Genomic DNA, 25,301 nt, shown 5'->3' with positions numbered 1-25,301 from the left:
ACGCTCAGGAGGGGCGGTCGGGGAACCGACCGCCCCTACTGGCACCTGGGGCCGCATCGGGTCGGCCCGACCCCCGCCTCCCGGCGGACCCTCCACAGAAAGCAGGACACCCTCCGTGTTGAGCGCCGTCGTCAGGATCTTCCGCACCCCCGACCTGCGTCGCAAGATCGGGTTCACGCTGGGCATCATCGCCCTCTTCCGCCTGGGCTCCTTCATCCCCGCGCCGTTCGTCGACTTCGCCAACGTGCAGTCGTGCCTCGCCGCCAACCAGGGCACGTCGGGCCTCTACGAGCTCGTCAACCTCTTCAGCGGCGGCGCGCTGCTGAAGCTCTCCATCTTCGCGCTGGGGATCATGCCGTACATCACGGCGTCGATCATCGTCCAGCTGCTCCGCGTGGTCATCCCGCACTTCGACACCCTCTACAAGGAGGGCCAGTCCGGCCAGGCCAAGCTCACGCAGTACACGCGCTACCTCACGATCGCGCTCGCGGTGCTCCAGTCCACGACGCTCATCACCGTCGCGCGCAGCGGCGCGCTGTTCGGCCAGACCAACGTCAGCGCCTGCACGCAGCTCGTCACGAACGACGCCTGGTACGCGATCATGCTCATGGTCATCACCATGACCGCCGGCACCGGCCTCATCATGTGGATGGGCGAGCTCATCACGGAGCGCGGCATCGGCAACGGCATGTCGCTCCTCATCTTCACGTCGGTCGCCGCGGCGTTCCCGACCTCGCTCATCGCGATCCAGCAGAGCCGCGGCTGGGAGGTCTTCGCCCTCGTCATCCTGGTCGGCCTGCTGGTCGTCGCCGCCGTCGTCTACGTCGAGCAGTCGCAGCGCCGCATCCCCGTCCAGTACGCCAAGCGCATGGTCGGGCGCCGCACCTACGGCGGCAACAACACGTACATCCCCATCAAGGTGAACATGGCCGGCGTCGTGCCCGTCATCTTCGCGTCGTCGCTGCTGTACCTGCCCGCGCTCGTCGCGCAGTTCAACCAGCCGCCCGTCGGCCAGCCGCCGGCACCGTGGGTGCAGTGGATCACCGACAACCTCACCACGGGCGACCACCCGCTCTACATGGCGATGTACTTCCTGCTCATCGTCGGGTTCACGTACTTCTACGTCGCCATCACCTTCAACCCGGAGGAGGTCGCCGACAACATGAAGAAGTACGGCGGCTTCATCCCCGGGATCCGCGCCGGGCGTCCGACGGCCGAGTACCTCGACTACGTGCTCACGCGCATCACGCTGCCGGGCTCGCTGTACCTCGGCCTCATCGCGCTCCTGCCGCTCATCGCCCTGTCGCTCGTCGGCGCCAACCAGAACTTCCCGTTCGGCGGCGCGAGCATCCTCATCGTCGTGGGCGTCGGCCTCGAGACGGTGAAGCAGATCGACTCGCAGCTGCAGCAGCGGCACTACGAGGGGCTGCTCAAGTGACCCGGCTCCTCATCGTCGGCCCTCCCGGGGCCGGCAAGGGAACGCAGGCCACGCGCATCGCCGCCGAGTACGGCATCCCGGACGTCTCGACCGGCGACATCTTCCGCCAGAACATCAAGGACGGCACCGAGCTCGGGCAGCAGGTCCAGGCGCTCGTCGACGCGGGCAACTACGTGCCGGACGAGCTGACCAACAGCCTCGTCACGGCACGCCTCCAGGAGGACGACGCGCGCGAGGGCTTCCTGCTGGACGGCTACCCGCGCACGCTCGCCCAGGTCGCGTACCTCGAGGACCTGCTCCAGGGCTGGGGCCACCAGCTCGACGCCGTGATCCAGCTCGTCGCCGACGAGGAGGAGGTCGTGGCCCGGCTCACCCGGCGCGCGGCCGAGCAGGGGCGCGCCGACGACGGCGAGGACGAGATCCGGCACCGCCAGGAGGTGTACGTCCGCGAGACGAGCCCCCTCATCGCCGTGTACCGCGACCGCGGTCTGCTGATCGAGATCGACGGCCTCGGCGACGTCGACGAGGTGGCGGCGCGCATCCGCACGGCCCTCGCCGAGCGCGGCGTCCGCCCCGTCTCCGACGCGGGCCGCGCCTAGCCCGTGGGAGCGCTCCGCCGCACGCCCGGCATCTACAAGACGCCGGACGAGATCCGCCGCATGGTCGCTCCGGGCCTCGCGACCGCCGCGTCGCTCGACGCCGTGCGCGGGCTCATCGCGCCGGGCGTCACCACGGGCGAGCTCGACGCGGCCGCCGACGCCGCCATCCGCGCGCTCGGCGGGCACTCGAACTTCCAGCTCGTGCCCGGGTACCGCCACACGGTGTGCGTCTCCGTGAACGACGAGGTCGTGCACGGCATCCCGGGCGACCGCGTGCTGCAGCCCGGCGACATCGTCTCGGTGGACAGCGGCGCGGAGATCGACGGCTGGAACGGCGACTCGGCGATGACCGTGGTCGTGCCGGACCCCGCGAACCCGGATGTCGTGGAGGCGCGCGAGCGCCTGTCCCGCGTCACCGAGGACTCCCTGTGGGCCGGCATCGCCCGGCTCGCGACCGCGTCGCACCTCAACGAGGTGGGCGAGGCCGTCGAGGAGAGCGTGGAGGCGGCCGGCTCCTTCGGCATCGTCATGGACTACACGGGGCACGGCATCGGCCGCAGCATGCACGAGGATCCGCCGGTGTTCAACTACCGCGTGCGGGGCAAGGGCCCCGCGGTGAAGCCGGGGCTCGTCGTCGCGATCGAGCCCATGATCACCGACGGCGAGGCGGAGACGCGCGTGCTCGACGACGACTGGACCGTCGCGACCGTCGACGGCAGCATGGCGTCGCACTGGGAGCACTCGGTCGCGGTGCACGCGCGCGGCATCTGGGTGCTCACGCTCGCGGACGGCGGCGCCTCGCGCCTCGTGCCGCTCGGCGTCACGCCCGTCGCCCCCTGACACGCTGATCCGCTGACCGTCGGCGGGCCCCCGCTCCGCCCGCTCAGGTGTCCATGACGTGCACGAGCTCCTCGATGAAGGAGCCGTGCGACCCGGACGCCCGCATGATCGCCTGCACGTCCCGGTGGTCGGAGAAGACCTCGACGAACTGGTCGAAGACGTGCTGGAAGCTCGAGCGCCCGCTCGCGCTGAAGGCCACGAGCGCGACCACGTGCACGCGGTTGCCGCCCCACTGCATCGCCTCGTCGTTGACGACGATGGCGATGGCCGTGCGGTGGGCGGTCATGGCGAGCGAGTGCGGCACGGCGAGCGTGTCGGTGAAGGCCGTGGACGAGAGCCGCTCGCGCTCGATCGCGCCCTCGATGTACTCGGGCTCGATGATGCCCTGCTCGACCATCCGCCCGCCGAGCAGCCGGATCATCGCCTCCTCGTCGGGGGCGTGCAGGTCGCGGAAGAAGAGCGACTCGTCGAGGAAGCGCAGCAGGTCGTGCTTCATCGCGCTGCGACGCGCGAGCCGGCGGACGCGCGCGACAGCACGGCGGATCGCCTCGATGTCGTCGGGCGTCGGCAGCGGCTGCACCACCACGACGGCGTCGCCGGGCGGGCGGGATCCCGTGGCGTCGATGACGAGGTCGACCCCGAGCGCGTCGGCGTCCGCGTCGGTGCGCGTGATCACCGCGTCCACGCTGATGTCCGCGCCGAGCGCCTGCTCGATCCGCGAGCGCATGATCTGGTGCAGGTCGTAGTAGTTCGGGCAGACGAGCGCGCACGCGACCCGGTCGTCGCGGCGGGCGACGCGCTCCCGGTGCGAGCCCACGTGCAGCGCGATGTAGGCGATCTCGTCGTCGTTGATCGCGATGCCCCGGCGCCGCTGCACCTCGCTCGCGATGAAGACCGCGATCTCGTAGGTCATCGGGTAGGACGTCTTGATGGACCGGGCGAGCGGGTTGCGCGAGAACGAGCGGTCGGCGGCGCGGGCGACGAGGTTGCCGAGGTGCAGCGAGAAGCGCACCGTGAAGTCCTCGTCCTCGAGGTCGACCAGGTACTCCTGCTTCACGCGGCGCACGATGGCGCGCACCACGTCGAGGTCGCTCTCGACCACGTGGTCGCGCATCACGGTGGCGAGGGGCTGCTCGTTCCCGGGCGTGACGACGCGCGTGCGGACGAGGAGCGCGAGGTAGGCGACGTCGCCCGCGGGGACGGGCACGTCGAAGTGGGCGCCGAGGAGCCGGGCGAGCACGTCGCGGATCGCGAGGGCCGTGGGATCCGCGGCGGGGGAGCCGGCGTCGGCCGCGTCCGCGTCCACGTCGACTGCCTCGGCGTCGGACACCGCGCCGGCCGGTTCCGCGTCCGCCCGCCGCGGCGCCCGTGCCAGCCGGTCCACCGCGATCGCGACGTGCAGCAGCACGTTGTCGACGCCGTACTCGTTGACGAAGAAGCCGCGCTCCGTGAGCTCGCGGATGAGGTCGGTCTTGAAGGCGCGCAGCGAGTCGGAGGCGAACTCGCGCTGCACGCTCTCGAGCGGCAGGAACCCCTGCGCGCTCTCGTCGCGGAACATGCGCGACAGCAGCCGCCGGAAGTCGCGCTCGGACCCCGCGAGCACGACCGCGGATCCGGTGCGACGGAGCGCGAGCCCGGCGTCCTCCACGAGGGCGCGCACCTTGCGGAGGTCGGCCTCGATCGTGGACTCGCTCACGTGCAGCTCGTCGGCCAGCGCGAAGACGTCGAGGCCGGCGGGGGCGTCGCCCAGGCGGCGCACGAGCGCGTGCAGCCGGTCGCGCGGCGTGCCCTGCGCATCGCCCGACGCGCGGCTGCCCCGGTGCCGGGCGTAGCTGCCGGCGTCGATGCGGTAGCCGTCGGGGGAGGAGGCGATCGCCACCTCCGAGCGCTCGCGCACCGCGGCCACGTAGCTCCGGACGCTGCGGGTGGTGACGCCCAGCCGGTCGGCGAGCTCCCCGGCCTCGACCCAGCGATCCGCCGTGGACAGGTAGTCCAGCAGCCTCTCCTGGTTGTCGCTGAGCATGCGCGTCCTCCCCGCGGCCGGGCGGATCCCGGGATCGAGGGGACGGGCGCGGCTCGCGTGCACGGTCGAGTCAACCATCCCCGGGTGCCGAGGGCGGTCCTCGCGGCCGCCCCGCCACCGGTCTTCCTACCGGGCGGAAGCGGATCTGCTGGTGGCGCGCCCCCGCCGCGGAGCACGATGGGACGACCAGCGACGACGCGAGGAGGCACAGCATGACCGGGAGGATCCTCGTCGTCTGCGGCTCCGGCGCATCCAGCACCTTCCTCGCCCACCGCCTCCGCTCCCTCGCCGAGGCCGACGGGCTCGAGATCGAGGCCGTCGCGGGATCCGTCGCGGACGTGCGCCTCGACGCCGCGGGCATGGACGTCGTCCTCCTCGGCGCCCACCTCGCCGACCGGATCGACCTCGTGCGCCGGGCCGCCGCCGACGAGGGCGCGACCGCCGTGCTCCTCGACGAGGCCGCCTCGCGTCCCGAGGGCGCCCGCGCCGCCCTCGACCGGGCCCTCGCCGCCATGCGCGCCGGCGGCCGCGCGATGGGGCTGGGCGCCTTGCCGGGCCGTCCCGTCGGGGGAGCGTCGCACCCCGCCTGACCGACCCGCCCGCCTCCGCGACCACCGGCGCCCGCGCCGACACCACCCGATCCCCCCCCCCCGCACGACAGCGACACCGCACGACCACCGCCCACCAGGGCCCCGCCGACGGGGCCGATCGAAGGAGCCACCATGGCAGAACGCACCGTCACCATCGCCTCGTCGCACGGGCTGCACGCCCGCCCCGCCTCGCTGTTCACGCAGGCTGCCGCGAAGGCCGGGATCCCCGTGCAGCTCGCCAAGGGCGACCGCAGCGTCAACGCCGCCAGCATCCTCGGCGTGATCTCGCTGGGCGTCGACACGGGCGACGAGGTCGTCGTCTCCGCCGAGGGCGAGAACGCTGAGCAGGTCGTCACCGATCTCGCCACGCTCCTCGAGTCCGACCTGGACGCCGCATGAGCTCCCGCAGCCTGAACGGCATCGGCATCGGCCGGGGATCCGCCGTCGGCCCCGTCATCCGGATGCCCGACCCGCTCCCCGAGCCCGCCGACACCGCGAGCACCCTGACCGCCGACGAGGAGCGCATCCGCGTGAGCGCGTCGCTCGCCGCGGTCGCCGCCGACATCCGCATCCGCGGCGAGAAGGCCGGCGGCGCCGCGAAGGACGTGCTCGAGGCGCAGGCCTTCATGGCGGAGGACCCGACGCTCGTCGACGACATCACCGCGCGCCTCGCGACCGGCCGCACCGCCGAGCGCGCCGTGCACGAGGCGTTCGCGGGCTTCCGCGACCTGCTCCTCAGCATGGGCGGCTACATGGGCGAGCGCGCCACCGACCTCGACGACGTCTCGCAGCGCGTCGTCGCGCACCTGCAGGGCGTCGCCGCCCCGGGCGTCCCGGATCCCGACCACGCCTTCGTGCTCGTCGCCCGCGACCTCGCGCCCGCCGACACCGCCCTCCTCGACCTCGACAAGGTGCTCGCGCTCATCACGACCGACGGCGGCCCCACCTCGCACACGGCGATCCTCGCCCGCGAGAAGGCGATCGTCGCGGTCGTCGGCGTCGCGGCCGCGGCCGACCTCGCCGACGGCCAGACCGTCGTGGTCGACGCCCTCACCGGCGCCGTCACCGTGGACCCGACGCCCGAGGAGGAGTCCGCCGCGCGTGACGCCATCGCGGCCCGCGGCGCCCGCGTCGCCGTGCCCACCGGCCCCGGCGCGCTCTCCGACGGCACGACGATCCCGCTGCTCGCGAACCTCGGATCCGCCGACGGCGCGGCCGACGCGGTCGAGAAGGGCGCCGAGGGCGTCGGCCTCTTCCGCACCGAGTTCCTCTTCCTCGACGCCACGAGCGCGCCGACCGTCGCCGAGCAGCAGGAGCACTACACGCGCCTGCTCCAGGCGTTCCCCGGCCGCAAGGTCGTGGTGCGGGCGCTCGACGCCGGCGCCGACAAGCCGCTCGCCTTCCTCAACGACGCCGACGAGGAGAACCCGGCCCTCGGGCTCCGCGGCCTCCGCGCGCTCCGGGCGAACGAGCAGATCCTCCGCGACCAGCTCACCGCGCTCGCGCAGGCCGACGCCGCCACCGAGGCCGACCTGTGGGTCATGGCGCCCATGGTCTCCACGGTGGAGGAGGCGCGCTACTTCTCGGCCCTCGGCCGCGAGCTCGGGCTGAAGACCGTCGGCGTGATGGTGGAGGTCCCGTCCTCCGCGCTCCTGGCCGACCGGATCCTCGGCGTCGCCGACTTCGCGAGCATCGGCACCAACGACCTCACGCAGTACACGCTCGCGGCCGACCGGCTGCTGGGATCCGTGGCCGCGTTCCAGGACCCGTGGCACCCCGCCGTCCTCCGCCTCGTGCAGGAGGTCGGCGCCGCCGGCCGCGCGCTCGGCAAGCCCGTCGGGATCTGCGGCGAGGCCGCGGCCGACCCGCTGCTCGCCGTCGTGCTGGTCGGCCTCGGCGCCACCAGCCTCTCGATGTCGCCGGCGGCCCTCGCCGACGTGCGCGCCGAGCTCGCCCTCCACTCGCGCGAGGAGGCGGAGGCCCTGGCCGCCGTCGCCCTCGCCGCCGACAGCGCCGTCGAGGCGCGCGCCGCGGTCACCGCGGCGTCGGCGCCCGTCACCGTCTGACCCGCCCCCTCACCGCACAGATCCCTCACCACCACCACCGCAGCAGGCGAGCCGACCGCAGGCCCGCCACCACCACGAACAGGAGCACCACCCCCATGACGACGACGTCACCCACCCGCAGCACGGGACAGTCCGTGCGGATCGGCGTGCAGAAGTTCGGCACGTTCCTCAGCGGCATGATCATGCCTAACATCGCGGCGTTCATCGCCTGGGGCCTGCTCACGGCCCTGTTCATCAAGGACGGCTACCTGCCCAACGCGGAGCTCGCCAGCCTGGTGAACCCGGTGCTGTTCTTCCTCCTCCCGCTGCTCATCGCGAACACCGGAGGCCGCATGGTCTACGACGCGCGCGGCGGCGTCGTGGCGAGCATCGCGACCATGGGCGTCATCGCCGGCACCATCGGCACCCCGTACTTCGACGGCGGCAGCCCGATGTTCCTCGGCGCCATGATCACGGGCCCGCTCGCGGCGTACCTGCTCAAGGTCATCGAGCGGCTCTGGATCGACCGGATCCGCCCCGGCTTCGAGATGCTCGTCAACAACTTCTCCGCCGGCATCCTCGGCGCGATCTTCGCGATCGGCGCGTACTTCGGCCTCACCCCGGTGATCCGCGGCATCACGTCGGTGCTCGGCGGCGGCGTCGGCTTCCTCGTGGACAACCACCTGCTGCCCCTCACGAGCATCGTCATCGAGCCGGCGAAGGTGCTGTTCCTCAACAACGCCATCAACCAGGGCATCCTCACGCCGCTCGGCACCGAGGAGGCGACCCGCACCGGCAAGAGCATCCTGTTCCTGCTCGAGGCGAACCCCGGCCCCGGCCTCGGCGTGCTCCTCGCGTTCACGATCTTCGGCGCGGGCGTCGCCCGCAGCACGGCCCCCGGCGCGATCCTCATCCAGTTCGTCGGCGGCATCCACGAGATCTACTTCCCGTACGTGCTCTCCAAGCCGCTCCTGTTCCTCGCGGTCATCGCGGGTGGCGCGTCCGGCGTCGCGACCAACGTCGCGTTCGGCTCCGGCCTCCGCGGCCCGGCCTCGCCCGGCAGCATCATCGCCGTGCTCGGCCAGACCGAGCGCAACAGCTTCCTCGGCGTGATCCTCTCGGTGCTCATCTCCGCGGCCGTCACCTTCGTCGTCGCCGCGGTCATCCTCCGCACCGGCAAGAAGTCCGAGGGCGACTTCGGCGCCGCGGTCGCCGCGACGCAGGCCAACAAGGGCACGGAGTCCTCGATCCTCTCGGGTCTCGGCGCCGAGACCGGCACCGCGGGCACGGTCGGCGGCCTCGCCGACGGCGCCACGGCCACGGGCGCGGGCACGGACGGCGGCACGGCCACGGCCACCCGCATCCAGGACATCGTCTTCGCCTGCGACGCCGGCATGGGCTCGTCCGCCATGGGGGCCTCGGTCCTCCGCAACAAGATGAAGAAGGCCGGCGTCACCGGCGTCACCGTCGTCAACAAGTCGATCGCGGCCCTCGACGGCACGGCCGACCTCGTGATCACGCAGCGCGAGCTCACCGACCGGGCCCGCGAGAAGAGCCCGGCCTCGGAGCACGTCTCGGTCGACAGCTTCATGAACTCGCCGCGCTACGACGAGATCGTGGAGCTGGTCCAGAGGCAGCGCTCGGACAGCTGATCACCCGGGTCCGCCCCCGCGGCGGATCCCGCACCACCGCAATCGCGGGGCCGGGCCAGGCTGGAAGGCGCGGTCCGGCCCCGCACCACGCACACACGTCAGGAGCACCATGTCGAACGTCCTCGAACCCGCCCAGATCCGCGTCGGCGGCACCGCCGCGAGCGTGGAGGAGGCCATCGCCGAGGCGGCGGGCATCCTCGTCGCCGCGGGCGCCGTCACCCCCGAGTACCAGGGCTACATGCTCGAGCGCGAGAAGAGCGTCTCGACCTACATGGGCAACCTGCTCGCCATCCCGCACGGCACCAACGAGGGCAAGGACACGATCCTCGACTCCGCCCTCTCCTTCGTCCGCTACGACGCCCCCATCGACTGGGCGGGCAACGAGGTCCGGTTCGTCGTCGGCATCGCCGGCAAGGACAACGGGCACCTCGACATCCTCAGCAAGATCGCCATCATCTTCAGCGACGACGACGAGGTGCAGAAGCTCCTCGACGCCCCCGACGCCGCCGCGCTGTACGCGCTCCTGGCCGAGGTGAACGAGGCGTGAAGGCCGTCCACTTCGGCGCCGGCAACATCGGGCGCGGCTTCGTGGGGCTGATCCTGCACGAGGCCGGGTACGAGGTCGTCTTCGCCGACGTCAACGCCGAGCTCATCGGGCACCTCGCCGCCGCGGACTCGTACCGCGTCACCGAGGTCGGGCCGCATGCGCGCGACTGGACCGTGACGGGCTTCCGCGCGATCGACAGCGCCGCCGACGGCGAGGCGCTCATCGCCGAGCTCGCGACCGCGGACGTCGTCACCACGGCCGTGGGGCCGAACATCCTCCGCTTCGTCGCCCCGGCCATCGCCGCCGGCCTCCGCGCGCGCTCGGCCGACCTCGGTCCCGTCGCCGTCATGGCGTGCGAGAACGCGATCAACGCCACGGACGCGCTCCGCGCCGAGATCCGGGCGGCCCTCGTCGACGAGCCCGACGCGATCGGCCGCGCGATCTTCGCGAACACGGCCGTCGACCGCATCGTGCCGAACCAGGACCCCGCCGCGGGCCTCGACGTCACCGTCGAGGACTTCTCGGAGTGGGTCGTGGAGCGCGGCCCGTTCGGCGACGCCGTCCCGGAGATCGCGGGCGCCACGTTCGTCGACGACCTCGCGCCCTACATCGAGCGGAAGCTCTTCACGGTGAACACCGGGCACGCGACCGTGGCGTACCACGGCTACGCGCGCGGCGCCGTGAGCCAGTCGGACGCGATGGCGATCCCCGAGGTCGCCGACGAGGTCCGCCAGGTCCTGGAGGAGACCAGCGCGCTGCTGGTCGCCAAGCACGGGCTCGACGAGGCCGAGCAGGCGGCGTACCGCGAGAAGAACCTCGCGCGCTTCGCCAACGCCGCCCTCGCCGACACGGTCGAGCGCGTCGGCCGCCAGCCGCTGCGCAAGCTCTCCCGCGAGGAGCGCTTCGTGGGTCCCGCGTCGCAGCTCGCCGAGCGCGGCCTGCCGCACGAGGCGCTCGTCCGGGCGATGGGCCAGGCGCTCCGCTTCGACCCCGCGGGCGACCCGCAGGCGCTCGAGCTCCAGGAGCTCCTGCAGACGGACACCGCGGCCGACCTCGTCCGACGCGTCACCGGGCTCGACGACGTGCACCCGCTCACCGCGGACCTGGTCGCCGTGGTGGACGCCGCCCAGGCCGACCGCCGCAGCGCGCCGCGCCACCGCGCGGAGTAGCCGGGCGGGAGCCGCACGACGGCATGGGCACGGGCCGGGCGGGCGACCGCCCGGCCCGTGCGCATGCTCCCGACGGCGGTGGCGCTCCGTGGGCGCAGGCGCCGCCGCTAGCGCAGGATCCGCGGATCCGACCGCGACACGCGGGGAGAATTGCGACACGCCCGGGGATGCCGTACTCTCGACCCTTGGTGCGCGGCCGCCTCCCGGCGAGCCGTCCCCACCATGCGCGCTCCACCTGATGCGCATCCGCACGACCAGCAGACACCACCTCTAGCGACAGTGAGTATATGGCCAAGAAAGACGGCGTCATCGAGATCGAAGGCGGAGTTGTCGAAGCTCTGCCGAACGCGATGTTCCGCGTTGAGCTGAGCAACGGGCACAAGGTCCTCGCCCACATCTCGGGCAAGATGCGTCAGCACTACATCCGCATCCTCCCCGAGGACCGCGTGATCGTGGAGCTGAGCCCGTACGACCTCACGCGCGGCCGGATCGTCTACCGCTACAAGTAGGCCTGCTGCACAAGGAACGGCCCCGCAGCCGCGGGGTACGAGGCCAGCGAAGAACACATAAGGAAGCGTCATGAAGGTCAACCCGAGCGTCAAGCCGATCTGCGAGAAGTGCAAGGTCATCCGACGCAATGGAAACGTGATGGTCATCTGCACGAACCCGCGCCACAAGCAGCGCCAGGGCTGATCAGACCCATCGCACGGCACCACCCGCACCACCCATAAGAAGCACGACAGCAGCGCCGGAAGCCGGGGCCCGCGAGGGTCCGGGGGACACCATCGGTCGGAGGCCGATGCACAGGCTCTGCTGCAGACCTCCACCCATCACCAGGAGAAGCCTCAATGGCACGTCTAGCAGGCGTCGACCTCCCGCGCGACAAGCGCGTCGAGATCGCACTCACGTACATCTACGGCGTCGGCCGCACCTCGAGCGTCAAGACGCTCGCGGACACCGGCATCGACAAGAACATCCGCGTCAAGGACCTCAGCGACGACCAGCTCATCGCGCTCCGCGACTACATCGAGGGCAACTTCAAGGTGGAGGGAGACCTCCGCCGCGAGGTCGCCGCCGACATCCGCCGCAAGGTCGAGATCGGCAGCTACGAGGGCATCCGCCACCGCCGCGGCCTCCCTGTCCACGGGCAGCGCACGAAGACCAACGCTCGCACCCGCAAGGGCCCGAAGCGCACCGTAGCCGGCAAGAAGAAGGCGCGCTAGGCCTCCGGCCCGCGCCTCGCCACCCGTAGATTCAGGAGAATTCCATGGCAGCACCCAAGTCGGCTGTTCGCAAGCCGCGCCGCAAGGACAAGAAGAACATCGCCGTGGGCCAGGCCCACATCAAGAGCACCTTCAACAACACCATCGTCTCGATCACGGACCCCACCGGTGCCGTCATCAGCTGGGCGTCGTCGGGCGTCGTGGGCTACAACGGCTCGCGCAAGTCCACGCCGTTCGCCGCGCAGCTCGCCGCCGAGTCGGCCGCCCGCCAGGCGCAGGAGCACGGCATGAAGAAGGTCGACGTGTTCGTCAAGGGACCGGGCTCCGGCCGCGAGACCGCGATCCGCTCGCTCCAGGCCGCCGGCCTCGAGGTGGGCTCGATCAACGACGTCACCCCGCAGGCGCACAACGGCTGCCGTCCCCCCAAGCGCCGCCGCGTCTAGCTCGCGCTGATCGGCCGCTGCCGTCCCGCTCCACCAGGAGGGGACGGCGTCGGCCGATCCGCCGTGTGTCCGTTCGACCACCTCCACCACCCGCCCGGGCCGCCACCCGGGGGGCATCGCAGACGTCATATAGCGGACGCCTCGCCGAAAGGAAACAACACAGTGCTCATTGCACAGCGCCCCACGCTCACCGAGGAGACCATCTCGGAGTTCCGCTCGCGGTTCGTCATCGAGCCGCTGGAGCCCGGCTTCGGCTACACGCTCGGCAACTCCCTCCGCCGCACCCTCCTGTCGTCCATTCCCGGCGCGGCCGTCACCAGCATCCGGATCGACGGGGTGCTGCACGAGTTCAGCACCGTCCCCGGCGTGAAGGAGGACGTGACCGAGATCATCCTCAACATCAAGGGCCTCGTCGTCTCCAGCGAGCACGACGAGCCGATCACCGCGTACCTGCGCAAGCAGGGTGCGGGCCAGGTCACGGCCGCCGACATCTCCGCTCCCGCGGGCGTCGAGATCCACAACCCCGAGCTCGTCATCGCCACGCTCAACGAGAAGGCGAAGTTCGAGCTGGAGCTGACGATCGAGCGCGGCCGCGGCTACGTCTCGGCGACCCAGAACCGCAGCGAGTTCAGCGAGGCCGGCCAGATCCCGGTCGACTCGATCTACTCGCCCGTGCTCAAGGTCACCTACCGCGTCGAGGCCACCCGCGCCGGCGAGCGCACCGACTTCGACCGCCTCGTGGTCGACGTCGAGACCAAGTCGGCCATCACGCCGCGCGACGCCATCGCGTCCGCCGGCCGCACGCTCACCGAGCTCTTCGGCCTGGCGCGCGAGCTCAACTCGGCCGCCGAGGGCATCGAGATCGGCCCCGCGCCGGTCGACGCCGTCCTCAGCTCCGAGCTGTCGATGCCCATCGAGGACCTCGACCTCTCGGTGCGGTCGTACAACTGCCTCAAGCGCGAGGGCATCAACAACGTCAGCGAGCTCGTCGCCCTCTCGGAGACGCAGCTCATGAACATCCGCAACTTCGGTCAGAAGTCCGTGGATGAGGTCAAGGACAAGCTGGTCGAGCTGGGTCTGTCGCTGAAGGACGCCGTCCCCGGCTTCGATGGCGCGCACTACTACAGCTACGACGAGGACGAGACCACCACCACCTGATCGTCCGGCCCCGGCCCGACTTCCTTTCGACCATTACGGAGACATAGACCATGCCCAAGCCCACCAAGGGTCCCCGCCTCGGAGGCGGCCCGGCGCACGAGCGCCTGATGCTCGCGAACCTGGCCCAGAGCCTCTTCGAGCACAAGTCCATCAAGACGACCGAGACGAAGGCCAAGCGCCTGCGTCCCGTCGCCGAGCGCCTGGTGACCTTCGCCAAGCGCGGCGACCTGCACGCCCGGCGCCGCGTCATGGGGATCATCCCCGACAAGAGCGTCGTCCACGAGCTCTTCACGGAGATCGCGCCCCTCGTCGCCGAGCGCGACGGCGGCTACACCCGTATCACGAAGCTCGGCTTCCGCAAGGGCGACAACGCCCCCATGGTGCAGATCGAGCTCGTGCTCGAGCCGGTGACCCCGAAGGTCCGCTCCACGCGCACCGCGACCGCGACGGCTCCCGCCGCGGCGCCGGTCGCCGAGGAGTCCGACGTGCCGGTCGAGGAGACCGACGCCGTCGAGCACACCGACGCTCCCGCCGAGGAGGCGACCGACGCGGCCGCCGCCGAGGTCGAGGCCGACGCCGCGGAGAAGTCCGACAAGTAGGACGCTCCACCGCACCACACGAGGACCCCCGTCGCCCTGCGCGACGGGGGTCCTCGTGCGTCCGGGGCCGCCGGGGCGCCCGGGAGGCGAGGAGGGCGGATCCGGCCGCGGGGCGCGGATCCGGCCCCGGTAGCCTGGGAGCATGACCGACAGCAGCACGACCATGCCGGACGCCCCCTCCTCCACCGCGCCGGTCCCGCTCCCTGAGGGGCCCGACGGGATCACCTGGCGCCCCATGTCCCCGGACGACGTCGACGCGCTCGTCGAGCTCATGGGCGACGTGGCCGACGCCGACCACCCCGAGCACCGCGCCACCCGCGAGGAGATCGCGATGGCGCAGGGCTTCTCCTTCGTCGACCTCGCGCGGGACACGATCGTGGCCGTCGACGTCGACGGGCGCCTCGTGGCCGAGGGCGTCGCCGTCGTGAAGCCGGACGACGAGGCCGTCGTCCGCGCGAACGTGTCCGGATCCGTCCGCCCCGACGCCCGGCGTCGCGGCATCGGCGGTCGGCTGCTCGACTGGCAGGTCGCCCGCGCCACGCGCACCCTCGAGACCGCGCAGCCGGCCCCGCACGTCCGGGAGCCCGTGCCGACGCGCATGGGCTCGGAGGTGTCGGTGGACTCCGCCGGCGCGGTCGCGCTCCTCGAGTCGCGCGGGTTCACGCCGGGTCGCTACTTCATCGAGATGCACCGCGACCTGGCCGAGGAGCTGCCCGACGTGGCCGCGCCCGAGGGGCTCCGGCTCGTGCCCGTCACGCCCGAGTGGTCGGAGCGCACGCGGCTCGCCAAGAACGAGGTGTTCCGCGACCACTGGGGCTCCGAGCCCGTCAGCGTCGAGCGCTGGGAGGCGTACGCGTCGCTGCCGACCGCGCGCCACGACCTGTCCGTCATCGCGGTGACGGGGGACGGCGAGGACGCCGTCGTCGCCGGGTTCGCGCTGGCCGAGGTGTACCCGGACAACTGGGATGCCGCGGGCTACAGCTCCGCGTACATCGCCCTCGTCGGCGTGCGCCGCGAGTTCCGCGGACGTCGGCTCGCGCAGGCGCTGCTCTCCACCGCGCTCGCGGGGTTCCGCGCCGAGGGGCTCCAGCGCGCTGTGCTCGACGTGGACTCCGACAGCCCCACGGGCGCGCTCGGCCTGTACGAGCACCTCGGCTTCACGGAGGCGAGCCGCTCGGCCGTGTACGAGCGCGAGGTCGGCATGACGCGTCCGCGGGGATCCGCCGACCGATGACCGGGGACGCGGCGGAGACCGGCGGCGCGCGCATCCGCCTCGACGTCGCGTACGACGGCACGGGCTTCGCGGGCTGGGCGAAGCAGCCGGGCCTCCGGACGGTGCAGGGCGCGCTCGAGGACGCGATCGCGCAGCTCCTCGCCCGCACACCGCCCGCGCCGGGACTCGTCGTCGCGGGCCGGACCGACGCCGGGGTGCACGCCACGGGCCAGGTCGCGCACCTCGACCTGACGGACGCGCAGGTCGCGTCCCTCGACCGCCCGCCGCGGGGGAGGGAGGCCGCCGGCCCCGCCGGGGGAGCGGGGCACGTCCCCTCCGCCGAGCGGGCGGCGGCCGCGCTCGCCCGGCGGATGAACGGCGTGCTCGGCGCGCGCTCCGACGTGGTCGTCACCGGCTCCTCCCCGGCGCCGGCCGGCTTCGACGCGCGCTTCTCCGCCACCTGGCGCGCCTACCGGTACCGGATCTCCGACGCGTCCGGCCCCCGCGACCCGCTGCAGCGGCACCGCACGGTCGAGGTGCCGGTCGAGCTCGACGCGGCCGTGCTCCAGCAGGCGGCCGACGCGCTGCTCGGCCTCCACGACTTCGCGGCCTACTGCAAGCCGCGCGAGGGGGCATCCACCATCCGCACGCTGCAGGAGCTCACCTGGACGCGCGCTCCCGACGGCGCGCTCGAGGCCGTCGTGCGGGCGGACGCCTTCTGCCACAGCATGGTGCGCGCGCTCGTCGGCGCGTGCGTCGCCGCCGCATCCGGCCGCGCGACGGTCGCGCGGCTCCGGGAGCTGCTGGAGATCCGCGAGCGGACCAGCGAGTTCAGCGTCATGCCCGCCCGCGGCCTCGTGCTCGAGCGCGTGGGCTATCCGGCCGACGACGAGCTCGAGGCGCGCAACGCGATCACCCGGAACAGGCGCCGGGCGCACGAGGTGGACCCGGCCGCGGAGGGCGCCGCGGGGGCCGCACGCGCCCTCGCCCGGTTCGCCGACACGCCCGGGATTGCCTGATCCGCTCCGATCGCGTACTCTGAACCGGTTGTCAGCACGTCTGCGTGCGGCACGTACAAGGTTGAGCCCTCCACCGGATGCGTTCTCGTCAGAACGCCCACGGAGCGGGATCCACGACCATCTCACCTCGAAAAGAAGGCAGTCAGATCAATGACGCGCACCTATTCCCCCAAGGCCAGTGAGGTCCAGCACGACTGGGTCGTCATCGACGCCACGGACATCGTCCTCGGCCGTCTCGCCAGCCACGCCGCCGCGCTCCTGCGCGGCAAGCACAAGGCCACCTTCGCCCAGCACATGGACATGGGCGACTTCGTGATCATCGTCAACGCCGAGAAGGTGGCGCTCACGGGCCAGAAGCTCGAGAAGAAGCTGGCCTACCGCCACTCCGGCTACCCGGGCGGACTCACGGCCACCACCTACGTCGAGATGCTCGAGAAGCACCCCACGCGCGCGGTCGAGAAGGCCATCCGCGGCATGCTGCCGAAGAACTCGCTGGGTGCGGCGCAGCTGAAGAAGCTCAAGGTCTACGCGGGCCCCGAGCACCCCCACGCTGCTCAGCAGCCCACCCCGTACACCCTCGGCCAGGTCGCTCAGTAGCTCCGGCTGCCGACAGCGACGACCAAAGACCTCAGAAGGAATCGAACCCAGTGGCTCAGATCTCAGACTCCCTCGACGTGGCTCCCGAGAGCTTCTCGACCGAGACCCCGAACGAGGAGGCCCCCAAGGCCCCCCGCGCGGTCCTCAACGTGTCCGGCGGCGCCGTCGGACGACGCAAGCAGGCCATCGCCCGCGTGCGCCTCGTCCCCGGCTCCGGCTCCATCACGGTCAACGGCCGTGAGTTCGCGGACTACTTCCCCAACAAGCTGCACCAGCAGCTCGTGAATGACCCGTTCAAGGTCCTCGACCTGCTCGGCAGCTACGACGTCGTCGCGCGCATCTCCGGCGGCGGCCCCTCCGGCCAGGCCGGCGCGCTGCGCCTCGGCATCGCCCGGGCCCTCAACGAGATCGACGAGGAGAACAACCGCGCCACGCTGAAGAAGAACGGCTTCCTCAGCCGCGACGCGCGCGTCAAGGAGCGCAAGAAGGCCGGACTCAAGAAGGCCCGCAAGGCGCCCCAGTTCTCGAAGCGCTAAGGCGCTCGGGCACACCGGCAGCCATGCCCCGGCTCTTCGGCACCGACGGCGTCCGCGGACTCGCCAACGGCGAGACCATCACCGCGGACCTCGCCCTGCGCCTGGCCCAGGCCGCCGCGCACGTGCTCGGCCAGGACACGCGGGATTCCGGACGACGACCCACCGCGGTCGTCGCCCGGGATCCCCGCGTCTCCGGCGAGTTCATCGCGGCGGCCGTGGCCGCCGGCCTCGCGAGCTCCGGCGTCGACGTGTTCGACGCCGGGGTCATCCCGACGCCGGCCGCCGCCTACCTCATCGCGGACGTCCACGCCGACTTCGGCGTGATGATCTCCGCGTCGCACAACCCCGCCCCCGACAACGGGATCAAGATCTTCGCCGCCGGCGGCCGCAAGCTCGCGGACGAGCTCGAGGACCGCATCGAGGCGCAGCTGAGCCAGCCCGTCCTGCTCCCCACGGGAGCCGACGTCGGCCGCATCCGCCGCTTCGCCGACGCCGAGGACCGCTACGTCCTCCACCTGCTCGGCACGCTGCAGCACCGGCTCGACGGGATCCACGTGGTCCTCGACTGCGCGCACGGCGCCGCCGCGGGCATCAGCCCCGAGGTCTTCACGGACGCGGGCGCCCGCGTGACCGTCATCGGCAACGACCCCGACGGCATGAACATCAACGACCGGGTCGGATCCACGCACCTCGACCTGCTCGCGGACGCCGTCCTCGCGCACGGCGCCGACGTGGGCATCGCGCACGACGGCGACGCCGATCGCTGCCTCGCGGTCGACCACACCGGCCAGATCATCGACGGCGACCAGATCATGGCCGTCCTCGCGCTCTCCATGGCCCGCCGCGGACTGCTCGCGGAGCGCACGCTGGTGGCCACGGTCATGAGCAACCTCGGCCTCCGCATCGCCATGGCCGAGAACGACGTCACCGTCCTGCAGACGCGCGTGGGCGACCGCTACGTGCTCGAGGCCATGAACGAGGGCGGCTACTCCCTCGGCGGCGAGCAGTCGGGCCACCTCGTCATCGCGGAGCACGCGACGACCGGCGACGGCATCCTCACGGGCATCCAGCTGCTCGGCGAGATGGCGGCCACGGGCAAGACCCTCCGCGAGCTCGCGTCCGTCATGACCGTGTACCCGCAGGTGATGATCAACGTCCGCGGCGTCGACCGCGAGCGCGTGGGCGACGACGCGGAGCTCGCCGCCGCGGTCGCGCGCGCGGAGGCGGAGCTCGGCGACACCGGGCGCATCCTCCTGCGCGCGTCGGGCACCGAGCCGATGATCCGCGTGATGGTGGAGGCCGCCGACCAGGTGACCGCCGAGCGTCACGCGCAGCAGCTCGCCGCGCTCGTCACGGAGCGCCTCGCCATCTGACGCCCCACCGGCCGGCGGGGTCCGCGACGCCGTCGGCCGGGCGCGCCCGCCTCAGAGCTTGCGGAGCGCCACGCTCGTCACGGAGTGGTCCGCGCCCTTGCGCAGCACGAGCGTCGCGCGCGAGCGGGTCGGGCGGATGTTCTGCTCGAGGTTCGGCTCGTTGATGCTCGACCAGATCCGCCGCGCGTGCGCCACCGCCTCGTCCACGCTGAGGTCGGCGTAGCGGTGGAAGTACGAGCGCGGGTTGCTGAAGGCGCCGCGTTGGAGGCTCAGGAAGCGCTCCTCGTACCACTGCGCGATGTCGTGCGTGCGGGCGTCCACGTAGATGGAGAAGTCGAAGAGGTCGCTGACGGCGAGCTTCGCGCCCGAGGCCGACGGCTGCAGGACGTTCAGGCCCTCGATGATGAGCACGTCCGGCTGCCGCACGACGACCTCGGCGCCCGGCACGATGTCGTAGGCGAGGTGCGAGTAGAACGGCGCGCGCACCTCGGGGACGCCGCTCTTCACCTGCGTGACGAACCGCAGCAGCGCACGCCGGTCGTACGACTCCGGGAAGCCCTTCCTCTCCATGAGGCCGCGGCGCTCGAGCTCGGCGTTCGGGTGCAGGAAGCCGTCGGTGGTCACGAGCTCGACGCGCGGGGTGTCGTCCCAGCGGGCGAGCATCTCGCGCAGAAGGCGCGCGACCGTGGACTTGCCGACGGCCACGGATCCCGCGACGCCGATGACGAACGGCGTGCTCTTGGCGCGCTCGCCGAGGAACGCGCTCGTCTCGCGGTGGAGCTTCTTGGTGCCGGAGACGTAGAGGTTGAGCAGCCGGCTGAGCGGGAGGTAGACGTCGCCGACCTCGCGCATGTCGAGCCGGTCGCCGATCCCGCGCAGCTGCACGACCTCCGTCTCCCGGAGCGGGAGGTGCGTGGCGGGGGCGAGGGCGGCCCAGTCGGCCCGGGCGATCTCCACGAACGGGGAGACGTTGCCATGGCTCGTCGGGTGTCCCGTCGCGGTGTCTGGCATGGCGATCCCATCCTACGGCGGGGCTCCGGCGGCGTCCGGGCCGCGGGGGCGCGCCGCGGCGCCGGGCGCGCAGGGGAACCCGATCCGGACGACTAAAGTGGTGCCCCATGTGCGGAATCGTGGGATACGTCGGTGAGTCCAAGAGCCTCGAGGTGCTCCTCGGGGGGCTGCGGAGGCTCGAGTACCGGGGTTACGACTCCGCGGGGGTCGCGGTCCTCGACGCCGACGGCACGCTCGGCGTCCGCAAGCGCGCCGGCAAGCTCGACCGCCTCCTGGAGGACCTCGAGGCGTCGCCGCTGCCGAACGGATCCACCGGCATCGGCCACACCCGCTGGGCGACCCACGGCGGCCCGACCGACCGCAACGCGCACCCGCACCTGGGCGACGACGGCAAGCTCGCCCTCATCCACAACGGCATCATCGAGAACTTCGCGGAGCTCAAGGACGACCTCCTCGCGGACGGCTACGAGTTCCACAGCGACACCGACACCGAGGTCGCCGCGCAGCTGCTCGGCCGCGAGTACGGCATCACGCACGACCTCGAGCAGGCGTTCCGCAACACCGTGAGCCGCCTCGAGGGCGCGTTCACGCTCCTCGCGGTGCACCGCGACCAGCCCGGCCTCGTGGTCGGCGCGCGTCGCAACTCGCCGCTCGTCATCGGCCTGGGCGAGGGCGAGAACTTCCTCGGATCCGACGTCGCGGCCTTCGTGGAGTTCACGCGCCGCGCGGTCGCCATCGGCCAGGACCAGATGGTCGCCATCCGACCCGACTCCGTCACGGTCACCGACTTCCACGGCGCGCTCGTCGAGACGCACGAGTTCGAGATCGCCTGGGACGCCTCCGCATCCGAGAAGGGCGGCTGGTCGAGCTTCATGGCGAAGGAGATCAGCGAGGGCCCGGACGCCGTGGCGAACACGCTGCGCGGCCGCATCGTCGACGGCGTCGTCGTGCTCCCCGACCTCGACGCGATCGGCGAGGTCGACCTCGCCGACATCTCGCGCATCGTCATCGTCGCGTGCGGCACGGCCGCGTACTCCGGCATCCTCGGCAAGTACGCCATCGAGAAGTGGGCCCGCGTCCCCGTCGAGGTGGAGCTCGCGCACGAGTTCCGCTACCGCGACCCGGTGCTCGACAGCACGACGCTCGTCATCTCCATCAGCCAGTCCGGCGAGACCATGGACACGCTGCTCGCCGTCCGCTACGCCCGCGAGGCCGGGGCGCGCGTGCTGTCCATCTGCAACACGCAGGGCGCCACGATCCCGCGGGAGTCCGAGGCGGTCGTCTACACGCACGCCGGTCCCGAGGTGGCGGTCGCGTCGACCAAGGCGTTCGTCGCGCAGGTCGCCGCGCTCTACCTCTTCGGCCTGCACCTCGCGCGCATCCGCGGCACGCTGTCGGCCGACGAGATCGTCGAGAACACCGAGGAGCTGCTCGCGGTCCCCGAGAAGCTCCAGGCCGTCGTGGAGCAGGGCGAGAAGATCAGCCAGCTCGCCGGGTGGATGGCGGACACGCGCGCCGTCCTCTTCCTCGGTCGCAACGTGGGCTTCCCCGTCGCGCTCGAGGGCGCGCTGAAGCTCAAGGAGCTCGCGTACATCCACGCGGAGGGCTTCGCCGCGGGCGAGCTCAAGCACGGGCCCATCGCGCTCATCGAGCCGGGCCAGCCCGTGTTCGTCATCGTCCCGAGCCCGGTGCACCAGCTCGCGCTGCACAAGAAGGTCATCTCCAACATCGAGGAGATCCGCGCGCGCGGCGCCCGGGTCATCGCGATCGCCGAGCAGGGTGACGCGTTCGTCCTCCCGCACGCCGACGAGGTCATCCCGATCCCGCTCGCCGCGCCGCTGTTCGAGCCGCTGCTCGCGGTCACGCCGCTCCAGATCTTCGCGATGGAGCTCGCGGCGGCCAAGGGCCTCGACGTCGACCAGCCGCGCAACCTCGCGAAGTCCGTCACCGTCGAGTGACCGGCCGCGCGTGATCAGGGGCATCGGCGTCGACGTCGTCGACGTCGTGCGCTTCGCCCGGAGCGCCGAGCGCACGCCGGGCCTCGTGCCGCGCCTGTTCGCGCCGGACGAGCGCCCCCTGCCCGCGCGCTCGCTGGCGGCGCGGTTCGCGGCCAAGGAGGCGCTGATCAAGGCGCTCGGCGGACCGGGCGGCATCAGCTGGCAGGACATGGAGGTCGTGCGCGACGACCACGGCGATCCGTCGTTCCGGGTGCGCGGCGCCGTGGCGGAGGTCGCGGCCGCGCGCGGCGTGACGCGCATCCACCTGAGCATGAGCCACGACGCCGGCCTCGCGACCGCGTTCGTGGTGACCGAGGGGGAGGGCGCATGACCGACGAGGCCACCGTCCAGCTCCCCGCGGCCCTCCGCCGCGAGGCGCGCATCGACGCCGGCGCCATCTCCGCGAACGTCCGCACCCTGCGCGCCACCACGGGCGCGCCGCTCGTCATGGCCGTGGTCAAGGCCGACGGCTACGGGCACGGCGCGGTCGCGTCCGCGCGCGCGGCGCTGGCGGGCGGGGCCGACCGGCTCGGCGTCGTCGACATCCGCGAGGCGCTCGCGCTGCGGGCGGCGGGCATCGAGGCGCCGATCCTCACCTGGATGCACGCGCCCGGCGCCGACTTCGCCGCCGCGATCGCGCAGGGCGTCGACCTCGGCCTCAGCAGCCTCCGTCAGGTGCGGGAGGCCGCCGCGGCCGCGCGCGCGATCGGCCGGCCCGCCGAGATCCACGTCAAGGTCGACACCGGGCTCGGCCGCAACGGCGTCACGCAGGCGGAGTGGCCGGGCGTCGTCGCGGAGGTCGCGCGGCTCGTCGACGAGGGCGCGCTGCGGCTGGGCGGCGTCTTCAGCCACCTCGCCAACGCCGGCGCCGAGGAGGACCTCGCGCAGGTGCGCGCGTTCGAGGCGGCCCTCGACGCGGTGCGGTCCGCGGGGCTCGAGCCCGGCATCCGCCACCTCGCCGCCACCGCGGGAGCCCTGCGCGTGCCCGAGGCGCGGTTCGACATGGTGCGTCTGGGCATCGGGATCTACGGCATCTCCCCGCTCGACGGCGTCACTTCGGCCGACCTCGGCCTCGTGCCCGCGATGACCCTCGTCGGCAGCGTCGTCGCGGTCAAGCGCGTGCCCGCCGACACGGGCGTCTCCTACGGCTACACCTACCGCACCACCCGGGCCACGACCCTGGCGCTCGTCTCGCTCGGCTTCGCCGACGGCGTGCCGCGCCTCGCCAGCAACCGCGCGCCCGTCGCGATCCACGGCGCCCGCTTCCGGGTGAGCGGCCGGATCGCCATGGACCAGTTCGTGGTCGACGTGGGCGACGGCCTGATCGACGGGCGGCAGGTGGCCGTGGGCGACGACGCCGTGCTGTTCGGGGATCCGGCCACCGGCGCCCCCTCGGTGGAGGAGTGGGCCGAGGCGACCGGCACCATCGGCTACGAGATCGTCACGCGCGTCGCCGGCCGCGTGACCCGGAGGCTCGTCCCATGACCGGATCCGCGCACGCCGCCGACGCCGCCCCCGCCGCTGCCGCCCCGCTCGCTCCCGCCGCCCCGCAGGCCCCCGGCCGCCGCGCCGTGGTCGACCTCGATGCGATCCGCCACAACGTCCGCACGCTCGCCGCGCTCGCGGCGCCCGCGCGCACGATGGTCGCGGTGAAGGCCGACGCGTACGGCCACGGCGCCCTGCAGGTCGCCCGCGCCGCGCTCGAGGCCGGGGCCGAGAGCCTCGCGGTGCTCGACGTCGCGTCCGCGGTCGAGCTGCGTCGCGCCGGGATCACCGCCCGCCTCCTCGCCTGGCTGCACGGGGTGGACACCGACTTCCGCGTCGCGGTCGAGGAGGGCATCGACCTCGGCGTCTCGGCGCTGTGGGAGCTGGAGCGCATCGCCGCGGCCGGCCGCGCCACGGGGATCCGCGCCCGCGTGCACCTCAAGGCCGACACCGGGCTCAGCCGCAACGGCGCCACCCCCGAGATGTGGCCCGACCTCGTGCGCGCGGCCGTCGCCGCCGACGCCGCGGGCGAGCTCACGCTGCACGCGCTCTGGTCGCACCTCGCCGACGCCTCGCCCGAGGACGACGACGCCGCGCTCGCCCGCTTCCACGAGGCCGTCCGCGTGGCCGAGGAGCTGGGCGCGCGGCCGGTCGAGAAGCACCTGGCGGCGAGCTCCGCCGGGATCCGCCTGCCCGCCGCCCGCTTCGACATGGTGCGCTTCGGCATCGCCGTCTACGGCATCTCCCCGTTCGACGACCGCTCGGGCCGCGACCTCGGCCTGATCCCGGCGATGACGCTCGAGGCCGACGTCGTCTCCGTGAAGCGCGTCGAGGCGGGGCAGGGCGTCTCGTACGGCCTCGACCATCGCACCGCCGGCCCCTCGACGCTGGCGCTCGTGCCGCTGGGCTACGCCGACGGGATCCCGCGCATCGCCGGCCCTCGCGCCTCGGTGCTCCTGAACGGCCGCCGCTTCCCGATCGCCGGGCGCATCGCCATGGACCAGCTCGTGCTCGACGTGGGCGACCTGCCCGTCGCGGTCGGCGACACCGCCGTGATCCTCGGCACGGGCGACCGCGGCGAGCCCACGGCCGAGGAGTGGGCCGGCTGGGCCGAGACCATCGGCGACGAGATCGTGACGCGCGTCGGGCCGCGCGCGGACCGGGTCCACCTGCACGCGCGCGACGCATCGGCCGCGACCGGAGCGGCCTCCGCCGACGAGGTCCTCTCCGACGAGCTCGTCCCCGTCCCCACCCCGGACGCGATGGAGGAGCTCGGCCGCGCCTTCGCCGGCGAGCTCGGCGCGGGCGACCTCGTCGTCCTCTCCGGCCCGCTCGGCGCCGGCAAGACCACCTTCACGCGGGGGCTCGGCGCGGGTCTCGGCGTCCGCGGTCCGGTCACGAGCCCCACGTTCGTGCTCGCCCGCACGCACCCGAGCCTCGTCGACGGGCCGCCGCTCGTGCACGTCGACGCCTACCGCCTCGCCGACGCCCGCGAGCTCGACGACCTCGACATCGACTTCGCGCGCTCCGTCGTGGTGGTCGAGTGGGGCGAGGGCAAGCTCGACGGCGTCGCCGAGGAGTGGTGGGACCTCCACATCGCGCGGCCCACGGGCGCCGGCGACGTCCACGCGGACGACGCCGCGGACGACGGCGAGGAGCCCGCGGATCCCGACGACGCCCCCGAGGAGCCGCGCACCGTCCGGGTCCGCCGTCTGCGCGCGCGCCCCCGCGCCTAGACTCATCC

27 protein-coding genes are annotated in these 25,301 nt (G+C 72.7%); 24 read left to right on the top strand and 3 right to left on the bottom strand.

The window, feature by feature from the left end:
- The first annotated feature begins 115 nt into the window (after positions 1-115).
- Genes secY through map form a run of 3 tightly spaced genes read left to right on the top strand, consistent with a single transcriptional unit; the run spans position 116 to position 2,877 of the window.
- Entirely contained in the window at positions 116-1,438 is a 1,323-nt protein-coding gene (gene secY, locus ACU4ZT_RS13770) for a preprotein translocase subunit SecY (RefSeq protein WP_063070801.1), read from the top strand.
- Positions 1,435-2,037, top strand: coding sequence for an adenylate kinase (locus ACU4ZT_RS13765; RefSeq protein ID WP_414748694.1), 603 nt, complete (start codon positions 1,435-1,437; stop codon positions 2,035-2,037). The genes secY and ACU4ZT_RS13765 overlap by 4 nt, the downstream gene beginning before the upstream one ends.
- Positions 2,038-2,040: 3 nt before the next feature.
- The gene (map, locus tag ACU4ZT_RS13760; RefSeq protein ID WP_063070803.1) at positions 2,041-2,877 is read left to right on the top strand and encodes a type I methionyl aminopeptidase; all 837 of its coding nucleotides are present in this window, start codon (positions 2,041-2,043) and stop codon (positions 2,875-2,877) included.
- Positions 2,878-2,920: 43 nt separating this feature from the next.
- On the opposite strand, the gene ACU4ZT_RS13755 is transcribed toward map, so the two are convergent.
- The gene (locus ACU4ZT_RS13755) at positions 2,921-4,900 is read right to left on the bottom strand and encodes a BglG family transcription antiterminator (protein WP_414764020.1); all 1,980 of its coding nucleotides are present in this window, start codon (positions 4,898-4,900) and stop codon (positions 2,921-2,923) included.
- A 212-nt stretch (positions 4,901-5,112) separates the two neighbouring features.
- On the opposite strand from ACU4ZT_RS13755, the gene ACU4ZT_RS13750 reads away from it, so the two are divergent.
- From ACU4ZT_RS13750 to ptsP, 3 genes are all read left to right on the top strand, one after another.
- On the top strand, positions 5,113-5,490 hold the full coding sequence (locus tag ACU4ZT_RS13750) for a PTS sugar transporter subunit IIB (RefSeq protein WP_445337373.1): 378 nt from the start codon (positions 5,113-5,115) through the stop codon (positions 5,488-5,490).
- Positions 5,491-5,622: 132 nt separating this feature from the next.
- On the top strand, positions 5,623-5,889 hold the full coding sequence (locus ACU4ZT_RS13745; protein ID WP_012039282.1) for an HPr family phosphocarrier protein: 267 nt from the start codon (positions 5,623-5,625) through the stop codon (positions 5,887-5,889).
- Positions 5,886-7,556 carry a phosphoenolpyruvate--protein phosphotransferase gene (ptsP, locus tag ACU4ZT_RS13740; protein ID WP_414763994.1) on the top strand — a complete coding sequence of 557 codons (1,671 nt, stop codon included), beginning with the start codon at positions 5,886-5,888 and terminating at the stop codon, positions 7,554-7,556. Before ACU4ZT_RS13745 ends, ptsP begins: the two co-directional genes overlap by 4 nt.
- Positions 7,557-7,581: 25 nt before the next feature.
- On the opposite strand, the gene ACU4ZT_RS13735 is transcribed toward ptsP, so the two are convergent.
- Positions 7,582-7,734 carry a hypothetical protein gene (locus ACU4ZT_RS13735; protein ID WP_445337372.1) on the bottom strand — a complete coding sequence of 51 codons (153 nt, stop codon included), beginning with the start codon at positions 7,732-7,734 and terminating at the stop codon, positions 7,582-7,584.
- Here ACU4ZT_RS13735 and ACU4ZT_RS13730 point away from each other — a divergent pair.
- From ACU4ZT_RS13730 to glmM, 14 genes are all read left to right on the top strand, one after another.
- Positions 7,733-9,187, top strand: a complete 1,455-nt coding sequence (locus ACU4ZT_RS13730; RefSeq protein ID WP_445337371.1) for a PTS mannitol transporter subunit IIBC — start codon at positions 7,733-7,735, stop codon at positions 9,185-9,187. The genes ACU4ZT_RS13735 and ACU4ZT_RS13730 overlap by 2 nt on opposite strands.
- Before the next feature lie 109 nt (positions 9,188-9,296).
- Complete coding sequence (locus ACU4ZT_RS13725) at positions 9,297-9,734, top strand: PTS mannitol transporter subunit IIA (protein ID WP_063070810.1); 438 nt, start codon at positions 9,297-9,299, stop codon at positions 9,732-9,734.
- Entirely contained in the window at positions 9,731-10,903 is a 1,173-nt protein-coding gene (locus ACU4ZT_RS13720; protein ID WP_063070811.1) for a mannitol-1-phosphate 5-dehydrogenase, read from the top strand. The genes ACU4ZT_RS13725 and ACU4ZT_RS13720 overlap by 4 nt, the downstream gene beginning before the upstream one ends.
- A 287-nt stretch (positions 10,904-11,190) precedes the next feature.
- On the top strand, positions 11,191-11,412 hold the full coding sequence (gene infA / locus ACU4ZT_RS13715; protein ID WP_012039277.1) for a translation initiation factor IF-1: 222 nt from the start codon (positions 11,191-11,193) through the stop codon (positions 11,410-11,412).
- Between the two features lie 70 nt (positions 11,413-11,482).
- Positions 11,483-11,596 carry a 50S ribosomal protein L36 gene (rpmJ, locus tag ACU4ZT_RS13710; protein WP_063070812.1) on the top strand — a complete coding sequence of 38 codons (114 nt, stop codon included), beginning with the start codon at positions 11,483-11,485 and terminating at the stop codon, positions 11,594-11,596.
- A gap of 155 nt (positions 11,597-11,751) precedes the next feature.
- Positions 11,752-12,126 (top strand): 30S ribosomal protein S13, encoded by a 375-nt coding sequence (rpsM, locus tag ACU4ZT_RS13705; protein ID WP_063070813.1) that lies wholly within the window; start codon positions 11,752-11,754, stop codon positions 12,124-12,126.
- A gap of 44 nt (positions 12,127-12,170) precedes the next feature.
- Positions 12,171-12,569, top strand: a complete 399-nt coding sequence (gene rpsK / locus ACU4ZT_RS13700) for a 30S ribosomal protein S11 (protein ID WP_012039274.1) — start codon at positions 12,171-12,173, stop codon at positions 12,567-12,569.
- A gap of 162 nt (positions 12,570-12,731) precedes the next feature.
- Positions 12,732-13,727, top strand: a complete 996-nt coding sequence (locus ACU4ZT_RS13695) for a DNA-directed RNA polymerase subunit alpha (RefSeq protein WP_063070814.1) — start codon at positions 12,732-12,734, stop codon at positions 13,725-13,727.
- Positions 13,728-13,777: 50 nt separating this feature from the next.
- Positions 13,778-14,326: a 50S ribosomal protein L17 gene (gene rplQ / locus ACU4ZT_RS13690; RefSeq protein ID WP_445337370.1), complete on the top strand. Its 549-nt coding sequence runs from the start codon at positions 13,778-13,780 to the stop codon at positions 14,324-14,326.
- Positions 14,327-14,468: 142 nt separating this feature from the next.
- The gene (locus tag ACU4ZT_RS13685) at positions 14,469-15,560 is read left to right on the top strand and encodes a GNAT family N-acetyltransferase (RefSeq protein ID WP_254654465.1); all 1,092 of its coding nucleotides are present in this window, start codon (positions 14,469-14,471) and stop codon (positions 15,558-15,560) included.
- Positions 15,557-16,558, top strand: a complete 1,002-nt coding sequence (locus ACU4ZT_RS13680) for a tRNA pseudouridine synthase A (RefSeq protein ID WP_063070816.1) — start codon at positions 15,557-15,559, stop codon at positions 16,556-16,558. The genes ACU4ZT_RS13685 and ACU4ZT_RS13680 overlap by 4 nt, the downstream gene beginning before the upstream one ends.
- A 150-nt stretch (positions 16,559-16,708) precedes the next feature.
- Entirely contained in the window at positions 16,709-17,155 is a 447-nt protein-coding gene (gene rplM / locus ACU4ZT_RS13675) for a 50S ribosomal protein L13 (protein WP_063070817.1), read from the top strand.
- A gap of 50 nt (positions 17,156-17,205) precedes the next feature.
- Entirely contained in the window at positions 17,206-17,691 is a 486-nt protein-coding gene (gene rpsI, locus ACU4ZT_RS13670) for a 30S ribosomal protein S9 (RefSeq protein WP_043668864.1), read from the top strand.
- A gap of 23 nt (positions 17,692-17,714) precedes the next feature.
- On the top strand, positions 17,715-19,064 hold the full coding sequence (gene glmM / locus ACU4ZT_RS13665) for a phosphoglucosamine mutase (protein ID WP_414763998.1): 1,350 nt from the start codon (positions 17,715-17,717) through the stop codon (positions 19,062-19,064).
- 51 nt (positions 19,065-19,115) lie between these two features.
- On the opposite strand, the gene coaA is transcribed toward glmM, so the two are convergent.
- Positions 19,116-20,075 carry a type I pantothenate kinase gene (gene coaA / locus ACU4ZT_RS13660; RefSeq protein ID WP_063070861.1) on the bottom strand — a complete coding sequence of 320 codons (960 nt, stop codon included), beginning with the start codon at positions 20,073-20,075 and terminating at the stop codon, positions 19,116-19,118.
- A gap of 107 nt (positions 20,076-20,182) precedes the next feature.
- On the opposite strand from coaA, the gene glmS reads away from it, so the two are divergent.
- From glmS to alr (ACU4ZT_RS13640), 4 genes are read left to right on the top strand one after another with little or no spacing between them, the layout of a single operon-like run.
- Positions 20,183-22,033, top strand: coding sequence for a glutamine--fructose-6-phosphate transaminase (isomerizing) (gene glmS, locus ACU4ZT_RS13655; protein ID WP_445337369.1), 1,851 nt, complete (start codon positions 20,183-20,185; stop codon positions 22,031-22,033).
- 10 nt (positions 22,034-22,043) lie between these two features.
- Positions 22,044-22,403 carry a holo-ACP synthase gene (locus ACU4ZT_RS13650; protein WP_063070820.1) on the top strand — a complete coding sequence of 120 codons (360 nt, stop codon included), beginning with the start codon at positions 22,044-22,046 and terminating at the stop codon, positions 22,401-22,403.
- The gene (gene alr / locus ACU4ZT_RS13645; protein WP_445337368.1) at positions 22,400-23,557 is read left to right on the top strand and encodes an alanine racemase; all 1,158 of its coding nucleotides are present in this window, start codon (positions 22,400-22,402) and stop codon (positions 23,555-23,557) included. The genes ACU4ZT_RS13650 and alr (ACU4ZT_RS13645) overlap by 4 nt, the downstream gene beginning before the upstream one ends.
- A complete protein-coding gene (gene alr / locus ACU4ZT_RS13640; RefSeq protein ID WP_445337367.1) occupies positions 23,554-25,293 on the top strand; it encodes an alanine racemase in 1,740 nt (579 codons plus the stop codon). The genes alr (ACU4ZT_RS13645) and alr (ACU4ZT_RS13640) overlap by 4 nt, the downstream gene beginning before the upstream one ends.
- Positions 25,294-25,301 lie beyond the last annotated feature (8 nt).

The sequence above is a fragment of the Clavibacter davisi genome (assembly GCF_052751415.1).
This window is presented reverse-complemented; position numbering and strand designations above follow the sequence as displayed.